Consider the following 20,298-nt stretch of genomic DNA (forward strand, 5'->3'; position numbering starts at 1 on the left):
AACTGTTAAGGTTATTTTGATTGATTGGTATGTCCGAGGGGGAGCATGTTCACTAAAGTCCTAAGGTCTTTTGGTATGCGTGGTCGTGTCCTTACGCTGGATGCTCCCATCTCGGGCGACGTCATTCCGCTCTCCGAGGTAAACGATCAGACGTTTGCCACCGGCCTTTTGGGCCAGGGCGTGGCGATTCAGCCCACCGGAACGCGTGTGATTGCACCGGCTGATGCGAAGGTCGAGGCTATTTTTCCCACGGGACATGCCGTTGCGCTTAACACGGTCGATGGCCTGGACGTGCTCATCCACGTTGGCCTGGACACTGTTCAGCTCGAGGGCAAGCACTTTACCGTACATGCGCAAGTGGGTGACATCGTCCATAAGGGCGATGTACTCATTGAGTTCGATCGCGAGGCAATTGCTGCCGAGGGCTACGATGTGACGGTTCCCATCTTGGTGTGCAACTCCGTTGAGTTCTCGAGTATCAAGGGCTCCGTTGGCGTGCATGTCGAAGAGATGGACCAGCTCATCGTTGCTCGCGAGCGCTAGCAAGTGCACATGGCCATTAGTCTACAATTCAAACACGTTTACGGAGGGCGCCCTTGAAAGAGGACGCCCTCCGTGGCAAGATGGGATTTGTCCGAAGCTAAAAGGCTTTGGGTCACCGTGGACGGGCAGGGGCCTCGACGCGGCTAGACACGAGACACATACATTACGCGACCTCGCCCTGGTGGCCGCACACGTTGGTTGCGGCCGACGCGGGCCGCGGGCAAGTGCTTGTAAGGGGACCTTGCCTCTCTTGTACGAGAAAGGACGCGTAATGAAGATCATTAAAGCTAAAGACTACGAGGATATGAGCCGCAAGGCCGCCAATATTATCTCGGCGCAGGTTATCCTCAAGCCCGACTGTGTGCTGGGCCTTGCCACCGGCTCCACCCCGATCGGTGCCTACAAGCAGCTCGCTGCTTGGTACGAGAAGGGCGACGTCGACTTTGCCGAGGTCAGCACCTACAACCTGGACGAGTATCGCGGCCTTTCGCACGACGATCCCCAGAGCTATCATTACTTCATGCGTGAGAACTTCTTCGATCACATCAACATCGACCTGAACAACACGCATGTGCCCGACGGTTCCAACCCCGACGCCGCCGCTGCGTGCTCTGAGTACGACAAGATCGTCGCTGACGCCGGTTACCCGGATCTGCAGCTGCTCGGCATTGGCAACAACGGCCACATCGGCTTCAACGAGCCCGATGACCACTTCTCCAAGGGCACGCACTGCGTCGACCTCACCGAGAGCACCATTCAGGCCAACAGCCGCCTGTTCGACAGCATCGACGATGTTCCCCGTCAGGCCTACACCATGGGTACCCAGACCATCATGTATGCCCGCATGATCCTGGTCGTCGCCAATGGCGAGGCCAAGGCTCAGGCCGTGCATGACATGTGCTATGGTCCGGTTACGCCCGAGTGCCCGGCTTCGATCCTGCAACTGCACACCAACTGCGTTGTCGTTGCCGACGAGGCCGCCCTTTCGCTCTGCGAGTAACGCGAATCCTGCAGCTCGACATAGCCTTGCCTAAGGCCTCCGCTTTGCGGGGGCCTTTTTGCTATCCCTGTCCGCCCACTTGACCAAAATCTTGCCGCAAGCTTGACGAACGCCAGATGTCCAACAGCTTGATTCATTCCATACCAGATTCTATGCAAAAATGCCACTAGAAGGTCGTAGACGGTAGCGGGTGCTAGGCGAGTTGAATGACATGGCTGAACTTTGTTCATCTGCGTTACACTGCCGCTTAGATGGGACAAGCTGACAAGCTCATTTACCTGCTTAAAGACCGATTAGTCGGGGGATTAATAACAATCGGCCCTCGCTGTACAAAAACTTGCCGCTTGCGTACCAAAAGACAACCTAAAACACAAGGTCGCTCTATTCATAGCGCGGCTTGTATGGTCTTGCGGCTACAGTGTCCATACGGTCGAGTTGAGGAGCGGGCATGGTAAATGATTTGAGCGGTATAGACGACCTCGAGCTGATGCCGCTGGACGGAGGCTATATGGTGCGACGCGAACGCTTGATGAATGAGCTTATCGCCAAGGGCCGAAAGGCCGGCATCGTGGTTCTTTATGCGCCCGACGGGTTTGGGAAGACCTCGGTGCTGCTGCAGTACACCCATGAGGTTAAATGCGACCCGACGCGAGGCCCCGTGCGGATTATCGAGGCCGATCGTGCCATTGGGCGCGAGGTGTTTATGCAGCTCGAGGTGGTTACCGAAGAACTCAAAGACAAACCGCACTCCCTTATCGCGATTGATAATGTGCCAAACCTCGATCAGCACGATACCGAAGACCTCATCGACAGGATTCGCGGCCTGCGCGCTATGGGGGTAGGGGTCTTTATCTCCTGCCGTCCTTCAAATCGTCAGCTGATTCATGGGCTGGGCGATTCGGTTAAGATCAATGCGCAGATGCTCAAGGTGCACGCCTATGAGTATTCGGCGTGGGCATCGGCGTTTTCGATCAGCACATCGCTCGACTTTTATCAGCTCACGCAGGGCGTGCCCGAGCTCGTTTCGGCATTGCAGACAGGTCTGTATGGCCAAGGCGACGTAGCCGGCCTGCTCGAAAACGAGATTGTCAACGTATATGGCGCGGCACTTGTCGATCTGGCTTCGCTCGACAATAATGCGCTGTTTTGCGTGGCATGTCTCATGGTTTTGATGGGCGAGGGTAATATCGCAGAACTCGAGGCTTGTGGGGTAAGGCTGTCGATGGTCGACCAGTCCTACTTTGTACGCGACTACCCGATCTTTGGCTTGGATCCCGCTGAGCGGAGTTTTACGTGTCTGGGCACGGAGGATAACGGACGCTTGCGTTTGCGTAAGTTGGTGGCCGAGGTTCGCCCCGAACTTGTTCCGAGGGCGGCCCGGATTTTGCTTAAGGCGGGCCGATGCGATGCGGCGATGGGCCTGGCGGACGCCTTTTTGGACCGTGAAGCGGTCCTTGAACTTGCTGGACAGTATGGGGTCGATCTTGCTCTGACGGGGCACGGGGCCGATATCTGCCGAGCAGCGTTGGGCACGATCGATGCCGACGATCCGGCTCCAGAGCCAACGCCTGCCGAGGCGCTCGGCGTATATCTGGCAGCGGTCAGTGTGTCCAATACAAAGCTTGCTCGCTATATGGCATCGGTCATCGAGCGCGGGGGCGAACGGGCGGCCTGCGAAATAGACCCTGTTTCATGGAGGGTGGCCCAGACACTGACGGCTGTTTGCTATGGGGACAACGGGCTTGGGCTTCCTACGAACCTGGCCGTGCCAGAAATAGAGACGTCCCACACCGCACTCGATATGTTGTCTGCGCATATTGAGGTCAAGCGCTGTCTGACAGAGCGGGGAAATGACGGCGGCGTTCTACAGCAACTCACAACGAGCAAGGCCTACGACTGCGAGCTCGATATCGCGGGGATTGTTATACGGGCCGATAGCATGCTGGTGGAGCTCTTTGACGGGTCGTTTGCGGGAACCGACGAGCGCGACGACGAGATGACGGTGGTGCGGGAGGCGCTCGAAGTACGCGGGCTTAAGGCGATGGCTATCTGGGTGCGCATGGTGTTGGCGGCACGGCGGCTCCTTTCCGGCTTGCCGGTAACCGACGACGCGGCGTTCAACGAGCTCGATCGTTTTGCCGTGCGCATACGCGACAACCAGATTCAGCTGTTTGGCCTGTTGCTAGAAGGCTGGCAGTCGCTGGCAGAGGGACGGCCGGTTAATGCAAAGTTCCGTGCGGTCCAAGTGCTCAAACTTGCCGAGGAGTCGATTGCGTACATGCGCGATAACGCATTGCTGCTGGAGCGCGCGGCATATCTACGTAACACCTCGATGGTTTCGGTGCGCGAGGAAGCGGAGTTACTCGATATAAGCCAGACACAGGTTGGTGGCGCAGAAGCCTGGATGGTGGCGCTGCATTTGGCTTGCGCGGGGCGAGATAGCGATCTTGCGGCCTGGATGTCCATGAATCGTGCGGGGATTCTAGAGCCATCGTATCGGCTCTTTGCGCGCCTTGCCATGCATTGTCTGGGCGAGCCGGCGGCCAGGATACGCAAGAAGCTTCCCGTGCGCGAGCTGTCGCGGTACTCGTTGCGCGACGATTTGGAAGGGGAGGGCGAGCGCCTGTTCCAGGCTGGCGAGGTTGAAGCCGTTGATGCCATCGACCATATCGAGATCCGCATGTTCGGGGCGTTTCGCGCCGAGCGCGACGGGTTTCCCATCACGGATAAAATGTGGCGCCGCAAGAAGGCGGCGACGCTTGCCGAGCGGCTTGCGCTGGGTATGGATGCGCTCGTCGATCGTGAGACGCTGGCCATGGAGCTGTGGCCCCATGCCGAGTTCAATAGCGCCCGCAACAACCTGTACTCGACGATATCGCGCTTGCGGTCGGCTTTGGGGCCAACGCCGGATGGCAAGTCGTGTGTGCTCATCCAAAATGAATGCATCGGACTCAACGGCGACTACGTCAAGACCGATGTACGGCTGTTTGACCAGATAAGCCGCGAGGTTTTGGGAAATCGCACGGGTGCGCGCGGGCCCCATCTGGTCGAGTTGTGCCTTAAGATTGAGCAGCTTTATGCCGGACCGCTGTATGTTCCCAATGGCTGTAATCCCACCTACTTTTTGCGTATGCGACGCATTATGCAGTCAAAGTACATCGATTGCATGATTAAGGGAGCAAATGCCGCTCTAGAAGAAAACGACCTGCAGTCGGCGATTTGGCTAGCGGAGTCGGGGCTTCGGCAGGAAACGGCGCGTGAGGATATGGTGCGCTGCGCCATGCGCGTCTACAGTGCGGCGGGGCGGCGGCGCGATATCGTTGAGCTATACAGCGGGCATATGCACCACCTGAGGGAGCAGGTCAATGGCGTGCCCGAGCCCGAGACGCGGCGTCTATACGAGCGCTTGGTGGAGGGTCGGCTCAATCGCGTGCTGGTCGAGCGATAAAAAACGGGCGCCCGAAGTACTTGGGCACCCGTAAGCTTGCTATGTGTTGGCTCGCCGGATCATTGGCTCTTAGACGAGCTTGATCTTCTCGATGTCCTTGCGCGAGGACTCGCGATACAGCGAGAACTTGCGGCCGATGACCTGGACGACCTCGGCGTGGCAACGCTCAGCGAGCTCTTCGGCGGCCTCGCGGGCGGAAAGACTGGAGCCATCGAGCACGGAGCACTTAACAAGCTCGTGCTTCTCCAGGTAGGCGACCGTTTGCTCGACGGTGCCCTCGTTGACATCGGACTTGCCGATGATGATGGCGGGGTTGAGGTGATGGGCCATGCTGCGAAGCTGCTTGACCTGGGCTCCTGTCAGTGCCATGGGTTCTCGCTTTCTATGTATGGGGCGCCCCGCGACGGGGCCTTAATCTACGTGAGCTGTCCCACGATAGCGCAGGAACGGCGCGGTGTGGAGCGCATTTGCCCAGTTCAAAAAGAATGCGGATGCCGAGTGAGTGGGCGGTGCGGGCTGCAAACAGGCTATGAGCTGGGCGCAGAGACCGGCTCCCATGCAATAAACGCCCAACGAACCTTGCGGACATGATCGAGCATATAGCGCCCCTGCGGCACGCCCTTGGAGCCCGGCTCACCGGCATGGGGGTTCTCAATCATGTGTTGGGCGATGTAGTCACGCAGGCGGTCGATCTTATCCTCGTTGCCACGCTCGAGCATACGGGAAAAATCCGCTACGCCCGCTTCAAGGTTATCGAAGGTATCGCGACGAGGCGATTCAAAGTACGTAACCTGCGGCAGGGCACCCATCTGAATGAGGATATTAAAAGCATACACAAAGCCATTGCTGCAGGTAACCGAGGCACCGATGGCGTTCATAAGGTGCAGATCATAGCGCGGGCTGGAGTTGGCGACCATCGTGACAGCACAACGCCGACGAGCCGTACGATCAAGCTTGGCAAGCGCACCTTTTAGATTGGTCGTCGTAACCGACCGACTGGCAAAGGCAACATCCACCGCCTTCGCGACCGGTCCAACCAAATCCCAATCATCATCCCAAGCAAGCTCAAGCGGCGTAATGCGATCCTCGAGCCCGTAGTACTCAATGCCGGCATCAAGCGTGCCCAGCATGGCGGGGGAGAAATCAGCGGCAATCACGGGATGCCCGTCTTGCGCAAGCGGAATAGCAATCGACCCAGCCCCGCACCCCATATCCAGCACCGATTCACCAGGCTTTAACGCCAACAGCTTTATAAAATCCCGGGCATACGGAGCAGTCTCAAGCGGCCGAAAATGCCGAGCCCTTTTATCCCACTCAAAAGAACCATCAGCCCGATGCCGAGCGGTCTGCAGACGCATCCATTCGCCATTCCAATCCGCAGAAAGCAGCTCAGCGCGAGCATCCCCATCAACCACGGGCCAACCTCCTAGCAACAAAAAAGCGACTCCTCCCAAAAGAAGAGCCGCAACCAGCATATATCAGATAGAACCGATCCAACGCCAAACCGCCCTCACAACCAAGGCGGGCAGGAGCGAAGCGACTGCCAAAGGGATAGAACCCAACCGAGGTCCCGTTGTGCGGGAGCCCCGGGGAGGGCAAATATATAAGGTCGATCGCGAGTTCCGCACGAGCCGGAGAGCACTTAATGTGCTCTCCGTGCGAGTCAGGACTGTCCGAGCAGGCGACCTTATATATTTGCCCTCCCCGGGGCTCCTCGCCAGTCCCCCTCAGCTAGTTCTTCAGCGAGTTCAGCGGCGCCGGGAAGCGTCCACCGCGGTGGGCAAGCACGGTGCCGGCGTTGGGGTTCACCGGCATGATGGGCGCACGGCCGAACAGGCCGCCGTACTCGACGCAGTCGCCCACGCCCTTGCCGATGGCGGGAATCACGCGGACGGCCGTGGTCTTGTTGTTGATGACGCCGATGGCCATCTCGTCGGCGATGATGCCGGCGATGGTCTCGACCGGGGTGTCGCCGGGGATGGCGATCATGTCCAGGCCAACGGAGCACACGCAGGTCATGGCCTCGAGCTTCTCGAGCGAAAGCGCGCCGGCTTCGACGGCGGCGATCATGCCGGCATCCTCGGACACGGGGATAAAGGCGCCCGAGAGACCGCCCACGCTGGAGCTGGCCATGACGCCGCCCTTCTTGACGGCATCGTTGAGCATGGCGAGCGCGCAGGTCGTGCCGGGGCCACCGCAGGTGCCCACGCCGATGATCTCGAGGATGCGGGCAACGGAGTCGCCGATGGCGGGCGTGGGAGCCAGCGACAGGTCGACAATGCCCTTCTCGACACCCAGGCGATGGGCGGCCTCGCGGCTCATGAGCTCGCCGGCACGGGTGATCTTAAAGGCGGTCTGCTTGATCTTCTCGGCGACTTCCATCATCGATGCGGAATCGGGCAGCGTCTCCAGGGCTGCGGCCATAACGCCGGGGCCCGAGACGCCTACGTTGATGACGGCGTCGGCCTCGCCACCGCCGTGGACGGCGCCCGCCATAAACGGGGAGTCCTCGACCATATTGGCAAAGCAGACAAACTTGGAAGCGCCGACGGAGTCCTGGTCGGCCGTGAGCTTGGCGGCGTCGATGATGGTCTGCGCAGCCATGAGTACGGCGTCCATGTTGATGCCGGCACGCAGACTGGCGACGTTGACGCTGGAGCAGACGCGGCTCGTGGTGGCGAGCGCCTGCGGGATGGACTGGATGACGCGGCGGTCGGCGTCGCCAATGCCCTTCTGGACGAGCGCGGAGAAGCCGCCCAGGTAATCGATGCCGAGCGTCTCGGCCGCGCGGTCGAGGGCATGCGCGATGGGGGTGAGGTCCTCATCCTTGCAGCACGCGGCGATCTGCGCCACCGGGGTGACGGAAACGCGCTTGTTGACGATGGGGATACCGTACTCGCGCTCGAGGTTCTCGGCGGTCTCGACCAGATGCTCAGCCGTGTGCGTCACGTGGTCGTAGATCTTCGTGCACATGCGGTCGAGGTTCTCGTCACCGCAACCCATGAGCGAAACACCCATGGTGATGGTCCTGATGTCGAGGTTCTGCTCCTCAACCATGCCGCGGGTTTCCGCGATTTCTGCGGGCGTGATCGCCATCCTTGCGCTCCTATCTGCCAAAACGAGCATAGTTCTTTCTATTTTAACGTGCCGCACGTGCCAAGTGGCGCATGCGGCACGTTTTGGTGCTCGGTTGTTTCCGTTGTGTTACTGCCCAAAGACCTCTTCGGCGATGCGCGCGCTCTCGGCGGCATCCTTGGCGTAGTAGTCCGCGCCGATCTGCTTGGCGTATTCGGGGGTGAGCACGGCACCGCCTACGATGATCTTGACGCCCGGAACCTCGGCATGAAGCAGCTTGATGGTCTCCTCCATGGCCACGACGGTGGTAGTCATAAGCGCCGAGAGGCCGACGAGTTTGATATCGCGCTCCTTGACGGTCTTGAGTACCTCCTGCGGATCGACATCGCGGCCCAGGTCAAAGACGGTGTAGCCGTAGTTGTCGAGCAGCATTTTGACGATGTTCTTGCCAATATCGTGGATGTCGCCCTTGACGGTGGCCACGCAGATCTTGCCCTTGTCGGCAATCTCGCCGGCGGGCATCAGGCGTTTGATGGTGTCGAAGCCCACGCGTGCGGCCTCGGCCGAGGCCATGAGCTGCGGCAAGAAGAACTTGCCCTGGTCAAAGAGGACGCCAACCTCGTCGAGGGCGGGGATAAAGTGATTGTTGATGAGGTCCATGGCGTCGTGGTCTGCCAGCAGACGCTCGGTCTCGGCAGCGATCTCGCCTTTGCGGCCCGAGACGACCATGCGACGAATCGGGTCGTCGTTGCCGTCGGTGCCGGCGGTGCCCGCGGCAGGCGCGGCATCACTCGATGCGGCCTGAGCCGCTGCCGGGTTGGCGGCGATCTTGTACGGATCGGTCCAACCGGCATAGCGCTCGATGTATCCGGTCGAGCCCTCGTCCTCAACGCTCAGGACGCGATAACTGTAGACGGTATCCATAAAGCGCTTGGAGCCCGGGTTCATGATGGGGGCGTCCAGGCCCGCGCCAAAAGCGGCAGCCAAAAAGACCGAGCCCAGCAGCGGGCGGGCAGGCAGGCCAAAGCTGATGTTCGACACGCCGAGCGCGCATTTGACGTCCAGACGCTCCTTGCACAGAGACATGGCGCGCAGGATCTGCTCGGCCTGGCGTTGATTGGTCGAGGCGGTCATGACCAGGCAGTCGATGAGGATGCGGTCCGGTCCGATGCCGTAGCGGGCAGCCTCGGCCACGATGCGCTCGGCGATGGCAAAGCGGGCCTCGGCGGTATCGGGGATGCCGCCTTCGTCGAGCGTAAGTCCGACAACGTTGGTGCCGTAGTGGGCGACCAGCGGAAAGATCTCATCCATGATCTGCTGCTTGCCATTGACCGAGTTGATGATGGGCTTGCCGGCGTAGCGGCGCACGGCGGCCTCGACGGCTGCGGGGTCGGTGGAGTCGATCTGCAGCGGCAGCAGCGTGGAGCCCTGGAGCTGTTCGGTCGCCTGTTGGATAATCTTGACCTCGTCGATCTCGGGCAGGCCGACGTTGACGTCCAGGATGTCGGCGCCCTGCTCCTGCTGGCTGATGCCCTGGCTCACAACGTAGTCCAGGTCGCCGTCGCGCAGGGCCTGCTGCAGGCGCTTTTTGCCGGTGGGGTTGATGCGCTCGCCGATGACGGCGATCTTGTGGCCGTCGCAGGGAAGGTCCACGACCGTTTGGGCGCTCGTGACCGACATGCTGGGCTTGCGGCGGCGCGGGCTGGGCGTGTGGTTGTCGATAAGCGTGCGCAAGGCCGCCATGTGCGCCGGCGTGGTGCCGCAGCAGCCGCCCACGACGCTCACGCCGTCGGCGATCATGCCGGCGACGGCCTCGGCGTATTCGGGGGCCTGGATATCAAAGACGGTGTTGCCGTCGTCGTCCACGTGGGGCAGTCCTGCGTTGGCCTGCACCATAACGGGCTTGTCGGTAACGGTGAGCATACGTGCGGCGAGTCCTCGTAGCTCGGCCGGTCCCTGGCTGCAGTTGATGCCCAAAACGTCGGTGCCGATAGCGTCGAGCGTGATGGCGGCCACCTCGGGACTCGTTCCCAGGAAGGTGCGACCGTCTTCCTCGAAGGTCATGGTGGCAAAGACGGGCAGGTCGGAGTTTTCGCGGCAGGCGAGGACGGCCGCCTTGATCTCGGCCAGGTCGGTCATGGTCTCGATAATAAAGAGGTCCACACCCGCGGCGACGCCGGCGCGCACTTCCTCGGCAAAGAGGTCGTAGGCCTCGTCAAAGCTGAGGGTGCCCAGGGGGCGCAGCAGGGCGCCGATGGGGCCGATGTCGCCGGCGACGTAGCGGGCGCCGGCCTCGCGGGCGCAGGCGACGGCCGCGGCAAAGACGTCTGCCACGGTGGCGGCACCGTCGAGCTTGTGGGCGTTGGCGCCAAAGGTGTTGGCGGTGATTACGTCACAGCCGGCCTCGACGTACTGACGCTGGATATCGGTGATGACCTGGGGCTCCTCAAAGTTGAGCAGTTCGGGCAGGGCGCCGGCCTTCATGCCGGCGGCCTGCAGCATAGTGCCCATGCCGCCGTCAAACAGCAGGTGCCCCGTGCCCTCGATGGCGGCGCGCAGGCGATCGTCCTTAATGCGCAGATCGTCGATCGTGCGCGTCTTGTACGTGGCACCGTTGCGACGTGCGGCATCAACGGGCGCCGCCAATGCAGTGCCGTCAGAATCATGAGTGATAAGCGGAGTAAACATCGAGGGCTCCTAATGGCTGGAATAGCAGGTGGTGTGGGCGGCGCGGAAGCGGCAGTGTTCGCGCATGCGGCAGATATTGCAGGTGGGGCGGCTCTGGGCGTCGTGGACCTCGCCGTCAAACAGACCGATCACCGCGGTCACGCTTTTGGTGGGCATAAGCAGGCTGGTGGGCGTGACGGTAAGCCCGATGAGCCGCGTGGCGTTGAGCGCATTGACGATCGAGCGCTGGGCCGAGAGCGGGCAGTCGCCGTAGCCGGGACTAAAGCGCCAGTTGCCGGCGAGCCCATGAACGGCGGCGTCCGTCTTGACCTGCTGGTCCATTTGCTCAACGGCGGCTTCCACGTAAGCGGAGCACGCGGCGTCGAGCACGGCGCCCTCCAGGGGATGTTGGGCTCCCGTGGTGCGCAGGCGACGCTCGGCGTCCATGCCGAGGGTGCATGCCATGAGCGCGGCAAAGCGGGCGTCTTTGAGATGTCGATAGATATCGCGACCGCGCAGCTCAACGTTGGTGCCGACCAAGCGAATGCAAGGCTCACTTTGTTCGTCCACGCCCGTGGCATCGATGGCAAATACGCGGCGCACGCCACGGGGCTCAATGTCCAGTTCCAGACGTTCAACGACAAGCTCAATACGTCGTGACAGTTCGGGCTCAATCTGCTGGCCGCCGTAACCCAGATACCGCAGCATCTCGGCGCGGTCGACACGGGGATGGTGCGCAGCATCGACACGGTAAAGCGCCGGCGACGCAAGGTCGGCCGGCACTTCGACAGCGGTTGTATCGATGTGCGGTTTTTCCATTACCCCAGGCGCTCCATAATGGTCGCGGCGATCGCAGGACGGTTCATAGTGTACAGGTGCAGGCCGTCGGCGCCGTGCTCCTTGAGGTCGCAAAGCTGGCGGGCTGCATAATCTACACCGGCTGCCTGCAGGCTCTCGGGGTCATTCTCGTACTTGGCGAGAATCTTGATGACGGGGGAGGGCAGCGACGCGCCGCACATAAAGACCATGCGGCTGATCTGTGACTTGCCCATAAACGGCATGATGCCCGCGGTAATGGGCACGGTGATGTCGGCCTTGTCGGCAAGCTCGCGAAAACGGTAGAAGCACTCGTTATCAAAGAAGAGCTGCGTCACAAAGAAGCTCGCGCCAGCGTCCTGTTTTTGCTTGAGGTGTTCGACCGAGAGGTTGAGATCCTCACAGGCAATGTGGCCCTCGGGGTAGGCTGCGGCGCCCACGCAAAAGCCGGCGTCGACGAGCTCGGGGATGAGGTCGCGGGCGTAGGCGTAGTCGGAGGCGGGCTTGTCGTCCTCGGTTGCGCCGGCAGGGAGATCGCCACGCAGGGCCAGGATGTTTTCCACGCCGGCGGTGCGATACTCGTCGATCTTGGCGGCGATATCGGCGTGCGAGCGGCCCACGCAGGTAAGGTGTGCCACCGAGGGCGTGTCGAATTCGCTCGTAATCATATGCGCGATGGGGGCGGTGGCGGCACCGTTGCCCGAGCCGCCGGCCGAGCAGGTGACCGAGACAAAGCTCGGCGAAAGCTTGCACAGATTGCCTGCCACTTCGCGAGCCGTGTCGAGGGTCAGCTCGCCCTTGGGCGGGAACATCTCAAACGAAATGGGCGCGGTGCCCTGGGATGCTGCCTGCTTAAAAACCTCGTCGACGCGCATATCGTGCTCCTCTAGATACGTAATAGTGTGATGTGTTGTAAGGATTCTACAGCACCACTGTGCCACGGTGGAGTTTCACTCGCTATTTGAGGATACCAATCAAAGATGCCTTGCTATCGGCTTTCTCTATAACAGAGCGGCTAATCTAGGCACGGACTATAAAGACTGGTATCTGATGCAAAATACCAGTTAATAGAGCTCCATCCCAAATTGGCTACCCTTAAACCATGGGGAGAGGTCTGCTATTTATACAGTTGATTGGCTGTTGAGGGTGGCAACGCCGCCTCGATAGGGTAACCTCATTGATTGGTTTCGCGACAGCAACATAACGGTAATGTCGCGGAAACACGGCGAGTCTAAGCTATGACTCGTTCGTTAGTAATCAACACCGCTTCTCACGCGGTGCCGATACGAAGGGAGTTCCGTATGGCCGATCTTACTGACCGCTTCGGGACCATGGTGTTCTCTGAGGAAGTCATGAAGGACTACCTCCCCAAGGACATTTGGAAGCGCCTTGCTGCAACCCTCGAGGGCGGCGAGCCGCTCGACCTGGACGTGGCCAACGCCGTTGCCCACGCCATGAAGGTCTGGGCCATCTCCAAGGGCGCGACGCACTACGCGCATTGGTTCCAGCCGCTTTCGGGCATTACTTCCGAGAAGCACGACAGCTTCTTGGAGCCCAACCACGACGGCACCGCCATTACCAAGTTTACGGGCAAGAACCTCATCCAGGGCGAGCCCGATGCCTCGAGCTTCCCCAACGGCGGCCTGCGCGCCACCTTCGAGGCCCGTGGCTACACCGCCTGGGATCCCACCAGCCCCGCCTTTATCAAGGACGATGTCCTGTGCATCCCCACGGCTTTCTGCTCCTACACGGGCGAGGCCCTGGACAAGAAGACCCCGCTGCTGCGCTCCATGACCGCGCTCTCGCGTGAGTCCAAGCGCGTTTTGGCGCTGTTTGGCAAGACGCCCAAGAAGGTCGTTCCTTCCGTGGGCGACGAGCAGGAGTACTTCCTGATCAAGAAGGACGCCTACCGCAAGCGCAAGGACCTGGTCATTACCGGCCGCACCCTCTTTGGTGCTGCTCCATGCAAGGGCCAGGAGCTCGAGGAGCACTACTTTGGCGCTATCCGCCCCACCGTCTCGGCCTATATGAAGGACCTGGACGATGAACTGTGGGCGCTTGGCATTCCCGCCAAGACCAAGCACAACGAGGTCGCACCCTGCCAGCATGAGCTCGCCCCCGTCTACGGCGAGGTCAACGAGGCCATCGACCAGAACCTGGTCATGATGGAGAAGATGAAGCTCATCGCCTCCCGCCACGACTTGGTCTGCCTGCTGCACGAGAAGCCCTTTGAGGGCATCAATGGTTCGGGCAAGCACAACAACTGGTCGCTTGGCACCGAGTCCGAGAACCTGCTCGATCCGGGCGACACCCCGCTCGACAACCTGCAGTTCATCGTCTTCCTCACCGCGGTGATCGAGGCCGTCGATAACTATCAGGAGCTCCTGCGTGCCTCTGTTGCCTCGGCCGGCAACGACCATCGTCTGGGCGCCAACGAGGCTCCTCCGGCGATTATGTCCATCTTCCTGGGCGACCAGCTTACCGAGGTCGTCGAGAAGATCATCGATGGCAAGGCTTCCGTCCATGCCACGCGCGGCGTGCTCGACCTGGGCGCCGATACCCTGCCCAAGCTGATGCAGGACAACACCGACCGCAACCGCACCTCCCCGTTCGCCTTCACCGGCAACAAGTTCGAGTTCCGTGCCTGCGGCTCCGAGCAGAACGTCTCCGACTCCAACCTGGTGCTCGATGCCGCCGTGGCCAAGTCGCTCAAGTCCTTCGCCGACGCGCTTGAGGGTACGCCCGAGGATGAGTTCCAGGACGCCGCGCTCGAGTACTGCAAGAAGGTCCTGACCGACCACCAGCGCATCCTGTTTTCCGGTGATGGCTACTCCGACGAGTGGCCCGTTGAGGCCGAGAAGCGCGGCCTTGCCAACAACAAGACCACGGCCGATGCCCTGCCCGCCTTTGTTTCCGATAAGGCTATCGCGCTCTTTGAGGAGACGGGTGTCCTGACCAAGGCCGAGGCTCAGTGCCGCTACGACTGCAAGCTCGAGAAGTACAACAAGCTCATGAACATCGAGGCCACCACGATGGTTCGCGAGGCGCGTCGTACCTATCGTCCGGTCATTACCGCCTATGCCACCAAGGTCGCTAAGGGCCTTGAGACTATTCGTGCCGCCGGCGCCGAGGCCGCCATGCAGTGCGAGCAGAACACGCTCAACAAGCTCTGCAACGGTATCACCACCATCAACGACTCCATCAAGGCGCTCGACGCCGTGCATCAGAAGGCCGAAGCCCTCGATGGTCAGGAGCAGGCCAATGTGTATGCACACGAGGTCGTTCCCGCTATGGATACGCTGCGCGCCGCCGTGGACGCCATGGAAGAGATCGTGGCAGCCGACTACTGGCCGGTCCCGACCTACGACGACATCCTGTTCTACGTGTAGAGCGTAACTGACATATCGTCACGGCATTGAGCCGGGGTCCGCATCGTGCGGGCCCCGGTTTTTGTTTGCGAAGGACGCTTTGAAGCCCGTTTTACAACTGATTCGCCCATGCAATAAGGGGTCGTGGGCAAAAAATGCCAAATATGAGTACTGTCACAAGTCCTGTAGCATTATCTATTTACAAAATATGGGTTGTTACGCAACATATGTCCAAGTACATAGCTGATAAACGCCTGCAATTCTTCCGCCGTAGGACCCCTGGCGTCTAAATCGCCTTCTGATGGCATGAAATCGCTGTTACTAAATTGGTAACAGTACTCATATTTGCTATTTTTTGCCCACAGGCCCTTGGACGACAGTGTGATTTAATGCCCTCGGGGTTCGAATCCCGGCGTTGGGGAAGAAAAAAGCCCGTCGCCGCGAGGGCAACGGGCTTCTCGATTTAAATGGTGCCCCCAGCGGGATGTCCGCGTGCGGCTGACGCCGCCCGCTTTCGCCGCGTCGCTTCGCTCCTTGCGTGCTGCGCTGGAAAACGCTTCGCGTTTCCTCAGCTCCGCACCCTGTCGGGTTCGAATCCCGGCGCATGGGTAGCAAAAAGCCCGCTACCGCGAGGGTAACGGGCTCTTCAATTCAAATGGTGCCCCCAGCGGGATTCGAACCCGCGATATCCACCTTGAAAGGGTGGCGTCCTTGGCCGCTAGACGATGGGGACAGCGGGAAAGAGTATAGCAGACTTTTTTAGCCGTTCACATATCGTTGGCAAACTGAAAAACCACCACAAAGGTGCCTGTCCCCTTTGTGGTTGTGAGGTGCTAGGGGAGGAGCTTCATGGCGGCGTCGTGGGCGGCGTGCTCGTAGGTGTCGTCGAGGGTTTTGAGCGGCAGCAGGGCCGTGGCCTGCGCGTCGCCACGGCGCTCGAGGGCGTGGGTAATGAGCCAGTCGGCGAGTTCGGGGTTCTTGGGCAGTGCCGGTCCGTGCAGGTACGTGCCGATGACGCCCTTGTAGATGAGGCCCTCAAGACCATCATCGCCGTTGTTGCCGGTGCCCGTGACGACGGACGTTCCGAGCGGCGTGGCATCGGCGTCCAAAAGCGTGCGGCCGCCATGGTTCTCGAATCCCACAAAGGGCTCGGGTGCCAGGTCGGTTTTGACGGCTACGTTGCCGATCAGGCGGTCGGAGCCGCGTACGGTTTCGGCGGCAATGACCCCCAGACCCTCAATGCGATTCTCACCCATATAGTACGAACGGCCGAGCAGCTGATAGCTGCCGCAGATGGCGAGCAGCGAACCGCCATCCTCAACATAGGATGCGACCTTGTCTTTTTGAGCGAGCAGCTCGTGTGCCACGGCTAGCTGGTCGCGGTCGGAGCCACCACCCATCATGACGATATCGGCATCGGTGAGATCGAGTGATTCGCCCATACGGACCTCGTCCACGCGCACGGGAATGCCACGCCAGGCGCAGCGGCGCTCGAGGGCGATGACGTTGCCGCCGTCGCCGTAGAGGTTAAGGGCATCGGGATACAGGTATACGATGCGCAGCGGGCGCGAAAGCTCGACTGGCGCGATGCCGACGGGGACGGCACTGCCATCGGCACACGTTGCAGCGCGGGCAGCAACCGTGGCTGCATCGGCACCCTTCAGCCCATCGAGTTCTTTGACCAGCGGCGGGAAGGCCGTGTAGTTGGCGACGGCGTAAAAGGTGTCATCGGCGGCCTCGTCTGCCACGGCGCCAATTGCCTGCGCGACGTCCGAGATAATCGCGGCATCGATGCCGGCGTACTTGAGGCGTACCTGCATGTCGTGCGCACGCGTGCCTCCGGCAAAGGCGACAAGACCCGGTGTGTCGGCGATGCGCTCGAAGTCGACGTCGTAGATCCACGATACATCGTGGCCGTCGGCGTCGTTGTCGTTCAGGAAGAAGGCGCAGAGTCTGCCGCCCGCCGTCTTAATGGACTGGATCTGTCGATCGAAGCCTACGGGATTCTTGGCCAGGTTGGCCTCGACGGTGCGGCCGGCGATATCCCAGCGGCCCATGCGTCCGCCGGCGGGGACGTAGGCATCGAGCGTGGGCTGCAGGTGCGCCGTATCCACGCCTAACTCATGTGCGGCAAAGAATGCGGCGGCAACGTTATAGACCATGTACAGACCGTTGTAGCGTGTGGCGATGTGTACGGCAGCCGCGTCGGGCGCAGATCCAAAGACCAGGTCGAAGCCGTAGCCGTCGCAGCCGAGCTTCACGCCCGTCACACGGCGGACCAGTGCGGGGCGTGCCCAACCGCACGAGGGGCAATGGTATGCGCCAAGCTGGCCGTATTGCACGTAGTCATACTCCAGCGGCGCGTTGCACTGTGAGCAAAAGCGCGAGTCGCTAATACGGTCGGACTCGGTGTTGGTGGCGCCGTCGATGCCAAAGGCGATGCTTGCATTGGGAACGCGTGCGGCGATCGCGGCACACAGCGGGTCGTCTGCGTTGTAGATGAGCGTTGTTGCCGGCGAAAGCTCCAACGCATGGGCGATGACCTCCTGGGTGTGATCGATCTCGCCATAGCGATCTAGCTGGTCGCGGAACAGGTTGAGCAGCACGAAGTACGTCGGCTTGAGCTTGGGCAGAACGCGTACGGTGTAAAGCTCATCGCACTCAAAAACGCCCACGCGCTTGCCACCGGCTCGCTTGAGGCCGCTGCGCGCCTCGAGCAGTGCGCCCACCACGCCCGGCTCCATGTTGTTGCCGGCGCGGTTGCATACCACGGTGGCGCCGCTGGCGGCAACGGCGTCGGCGATGAGGTTGGAGGTGGTGGTCTTGCCGTTGGTGCCGGTGATCACCACGCTGCGGTCGACAAGGGCAGCGAGGTCGCTCAGCAACTCGGGGTCGATCTTCATGGCGATGCGGCCGGGAAGCACGCCACCCTGGCGCTTGAGGACGGAGCGCAGCCCCCAGCGAGCGATATCGCTCGAGGTGCAGGCAAGAGATGAGCGGAGGTTCATGAAACCGTTCCTAACGTAAACGACATGGTCGGGTCGAGTGCGTCACTAAAAACCGTAGCGGCGCGCAAATTCCTGGGCAAGCTGCGACACGTCTTCGCAGGCATTGGCCCAGGGGGCAAAGTCGGGAGTGTCCGAGATAATACCGTCCGCTTCCCAAACGGCCTGGTGCGAAAGATCCCAGGGATCGTGTGGCTCGGGCCGGCAGGGAAGGTACGGTGTCTGGTACATGGGGTTCAGTAAGAAGAACGCACCGCCCTCGCAACGGTTGGCAAACTCACGCAGCGCGCGTGTCGCCGGGCGCATCTTGTTTGTTTTGAACAGCAGAATCGTGCGGGCGAGCAGATACCAAGGAGAGTTCTCGAGCGCGTCAGCCCCGATCTCTTCCTCGAGCTGGTGGGCCAGGGCAAAAAAGCCGTCCTGGTCTTCCAGGCGAGCGAGGGCGAGCAACACGGTGCCTGCGGCTCGGGTGGGGTAGCCTTCCGCCTTAAGAACACGGCGGGCGTAGTTGGCGGCAGCACGGTAGCGAGCGCTCGCCATGCACAGCTGCGAGATGGCCTCGAGTGTGTGAAGCCACCCGATAAGAGCCGGCTCGCTCACGGTGAGCTCTGCCGCCGTCACACCGTCCGTCAAAACCTTATTGGCCCAGTAGTGCGGGGCTTCCATGTCGAACCCGGGCACGCTTTGCTGCAGGTAATCGGTTGTGGTCGCCTCGAGCTTCATCAGGTCGCCCAGGCAGGCGTCAACGGGCGTGTCAGCCAGGATGATGGCGAGCAGCTGGGCATCGAGGACATACGCATCGACGCGGACAATCTTGAGCAGCTCATCGCGCATGTCGTCGAACAGACGATTGCGCGTCTGCTCGAATTCCTCGTCGCTGCCCATGTCCTCGATGCGATGGAGCTCGTCGAGCAGGTGGCGATGAACACCGGCATAGGACAGCAGCGCCTGGGCATGCTCGGACTGCGCGTACTTTTGGGGATTCGCGCTAATGTCGTTATGGACAAGCTCGCGTGCTGCATCGGTGAGCTCGGGGTGCGACGCAACGTAGGCGCGCTCCAGGTAGGCGGGGATGTAGACGCTCGGATCCATTAGAGGTCTCCTCCCTTAAACGGCAAACCCTGCTCGGCCGCCCGCAGTATGCGCTCATCGATTTGGGAACGCACGATATCGTTGGTGGCGACCCAGGCGGCAAAGCTGGCGTTGTCGGGGGCGCCCAGGCCCTCCTGCAGTACCGGCGTCGCCTCGGATAGCGCAAGGACAAGCTCGTCGGTGGAGCCCGCACCCACGTTGACGCGGGCATAGACGCCATCGGGAAACTCGGTTTGGAAGTAGAGCGCCTCGGCCGCGTGCGGACACGAGCGTGCAAGGATACGCAGGTAGTGCTCGGCGCCCTCGTAGTCCAGCTCGCGCCAGGCTGCGCTCATCAGTGCGATGAGCGTCCACGGGTCCAAGTCGCGCTCCGCATCTTTGGGGCGGCGGCGCAGCGGGGTATTCGCGAGGTACGGCACGGAGTGGGCAGAGCGAAAGCGCTTGAGCTCCTCGGCGGGGTATTCGAGCTTTGCCATGGCGAGCATCGCGGTGTGGCGGACACCAGCGGGGTCGTTGGGCGCAAAGTCCAAGCTGCGATTTGCGGCTTCGAGCGACATGCGATAGCGGCCGCTAATGAGGGCGCGCGATGCCAAGGCGGCAAGCCAGCGCAGATAGGGGCGGCGCATAAGGTCGCCTGCGGCCTCGCGCTCGTAGGGGTCCTGAGCCGAGGCGATCTTGAGCGCCAGGTCATGCTCGACTTCATCGCACTTGGACACCAGGTACTGTACGTATTCCTCGTTGGATTCTGCGGTGAGGGCCGTCAGCATGCGCTGGGCATCCCAGTTTGTGGGGTCGAGCGCGGCTGCCTCGCGGAGCATGTTCTCGGCAGCTGCCTCTTCCTGCTCTGCCTGGGCATCGTCAGGGATAAAGGGAATGCGGTAGTCGACGGCTTCGACCACCTTGGCAATGAGGTGCCCGGCGCGGTCACGGTCGTGCACGATGAGTGGTGCGGGGTTGCGGGTGAATTGTTCCATCAGACGCTCTACGGCGGCAGCGTCGGTGAGCGGGATATTGTCGCGGCGCAAGGCCTCAAGAACGAGGCGATGGCAATCCTCTTGAATGGGATCGAATGCCATGGGGCCTCCTTTGCTGCGGTTAGGGTTCAAATGTCTCTATATAAGGTTCTAGTTTACCCGCATGTGGCACACCGGGGGTGCCGCACTTGGACGTGCACCTTTGCACCACGAAGACGGATGTCGCACAAATGTCGGCACCTTGGACGACTGAGTGGTATCACGGTGCCGCAAACGGTCGATTTTTGGCGGCGAACGGGGCGCATTTTGG

The 20,298-nt window shown here is 61.1% G+C and carries 13 protein-coding genes and 1 tRNA gene; 4 read left to right on the forward strand and 10 right to left on the reverse strand.

Going from position 1 to position 20,298, the window contains the following annotated elements; genetic code table 11:
- Nucleotides 1-75: 75 nt before the first annotated feature.
- The 3 genes from AAAX72_RS06980 (at nucleotide 76) to AAAX72_RS06990 (ending at nucleotide 4,991) form a co-directional block, all read left to right on the forward strand.
- Complete coding sequence (locus AAAX72_RS06980; RefSeq protein WP_306421699.1) at nucleotides 76-543, forward strand: PTS glucose transporter subunit IIA; 468 nt, start codon at nucleotides 76-78, stop codon at nucleotides 541-543.
- A gap of 271 nt (nucleotides 544-814) precedes the next feature.
- Nucleotides 815-1,543, forward strand: coding sequence for a glucosamine-6-phosphate deaminase (nagB, locus tag AAAX72_RS06985; protein WP_055287061.1), 729 nt, complete (start codon nucleotides 815-817; stop codon nucleotides 1,541-1,543).
- 448 nt (nucleotides 1,544-1,991) lie between these two features.
- On the forward strand, nucleotides 1,992-4,991 hold the full coding sequence (locus tag AAAX72_RS06990) for a BTAD domain-containing putative transcriptional regulator (protein WP_349129721.1): 3,000 nt from the start codon (nucleotides 1,992-1,994) through the stop codon (nucleotides 4,989-4,991).
- A 69-nt stretch (nucleotides 4,992-5,060) separates the two neighbouring features.
- Here the strand turns inward: AAAX72_RS06990 and AAAX72_RS06995 are convergent, their stop codons facing one another.
- From AAAX72_RS06995 to AAAX72_RS07020, 6 genes are all read right to left on the reverse strand, one after another.
- Nucleotides 5,061-5,360, reverse strand: a complete 300-nt coding sequence (locus tag AAAX72_RS06995; RefSeq protein WP_006234690.1) for a YhbY family RNA-binding protein — start codon at nucleotides 5,358-5,360, stop codon at nucleotides 5,061-5,063.
- Between the two features lie 158 nt (nucleotides 5,361-5,518).
- Nucleotides 5,519-6,466, reverse strand: coding sequence for a methyltransferase domain-containing protein (locus AAAX72_RS07000; protein WP_349129722.1), 948 nt, complete (start codon nucleotides 6,464-6,466; stop codon nucleotides 5,519-5,521).
- A 256-nt stretch (nucleotides 6,467-6,722) separates the two neighbouring features.
- Nucleotides 6,723-8,087 carry a PFL family protein gene (locus AAAX72_RS07005; RefSeq protein ID WP_035136908.1) on the reverse strand — a complete coding sequence of 455 codons (1,365 nt, stop codon included), beginning with the start codon at nucleotides 8,085-8,087 and terminating at the stop codon, nucleotides 6,723-6,725.
- Between the two features lie 108 nt (nucleotides 8,088-8,195).
- A complete protein-coding gene (locus tag AAAX72_RS07010; RefSeq protein WP_349129723.1) occupies nucleotides 8,196-10,754 on the reverse strand; it encodes a homocysteine S-methyltransferase family protein in 2,559 nt (852 codons plus the stop codon).
- Between the two features lie 9 nt (nucleotides 10,755-10,763).
- On the reverse strand, nucleotides 10,764-11,552 hold the full coding sequence (locus AAAX72_RS07015; protein ID WP_349129725.1) for a hypothetical protein: 789 nt from the start codon (nucleotides 11,550-11,552) through the stop codon (nucleotides 10,764-10,766).
- Nucleotides 11,552-12,424 carry a methylenetetrahydrofolate reductase gene (locus AAAX72_RS07020; RefSeq protein WP_349129727.1) on the reverse strand — a complete coding sequence of 291 codons (873 nt, stop codon included), beginning with the start codon at nucleotides 12,422-12,424 and terminating at the stop codon, nucleotides 11,552-11,554. The genes AAAX72_RS07015 and AAAX72_RS07020 overlap by 1 nt, the downstream gene beginning before the upstream one ends.
- Nucleotides 12,425-12,850: 426 nt before the next feature.
- Here AAAX72_RS07020 and AAAX72_RS07025 point away from each other — a divergent pair, with 426 nt between their 5' ends.
- A complete protein-coding gene (locus AAAX72_RS07025) occupies nucleotides 12,851-14,938 on the forward strand; it encodes a glutamine synthetase III (protein WP_349129729.1) in 2,088 nt (695 codons plus the stop codon).
- Nucleotides 14,939-15,573: 635 nt separating this feature from the next.
- On the opposite strand, the gene AAAX72_RS07030 is transcribed toward AAAX72_RS07025, so the two are convergent.
- From AAAX72_RS07030 to AAAX72_RS07045, 4 genes are all read right to left on the reverse strand, one after another.
- Nucleotides 15,574-15,650: transfer RNA gene (locus AAAX72_RS07030), tRNA-Glu, on the reverse strand.
- A 100-nt stretch (nucleotides 15,651-15,750) separates the two neighbouring features.
- Complete coding sequence (locus AAAX72_RS07035) at nucleotides 15,751-17,925, reverse strand: MurT ligase domain-containing protein (protein ID WP_349129730.1); 2,175 nt, start codon at nucleotides 17,923-17,925, stop codon at nucleotides 15,751-15,753.
- 45 nt (nucleotides 17,926-17,970) lie between these two features.
- Nucleotides 17,971-19,014 carry a hypothetical protein gene (locus AAAX72_RS07040; protein ID WP_195404638.1) on the reverse strand — a complete coding sequence of 348 codons (1,044 nt, stop codon included), beginning with the start codon at nucleotides 19,012-19,014 and terminating at the stop codon, nucleotides 17,971-17,973.
- Complete coding sequence (locus AAAX72_RS07045) at nucleotides 19,014-20,090, reverse strand: hypothetical protein (protein WP_349129731.1); 1,077 nt, start codon at nucleotides 20,088-20,090, stop codon at nucleotides 19,014-19,016. Before AAAX72_RS07045 ends, AAAX72_RS07040 begins: the two co-directional genes overlap by 1 nt.
- Between the last annotated feature and the right edge of the window lie 208 nt (nucleotides 20,091-20,298).

This window comes from Collinsella sp. CLA-ER-H8 (assembly GCF_040092335.1).
GTDB lineage: Bacteria > Actinomycetota > Coriobacteriia > Coriobacteriales > Coriobacteriaceae > Collinsella.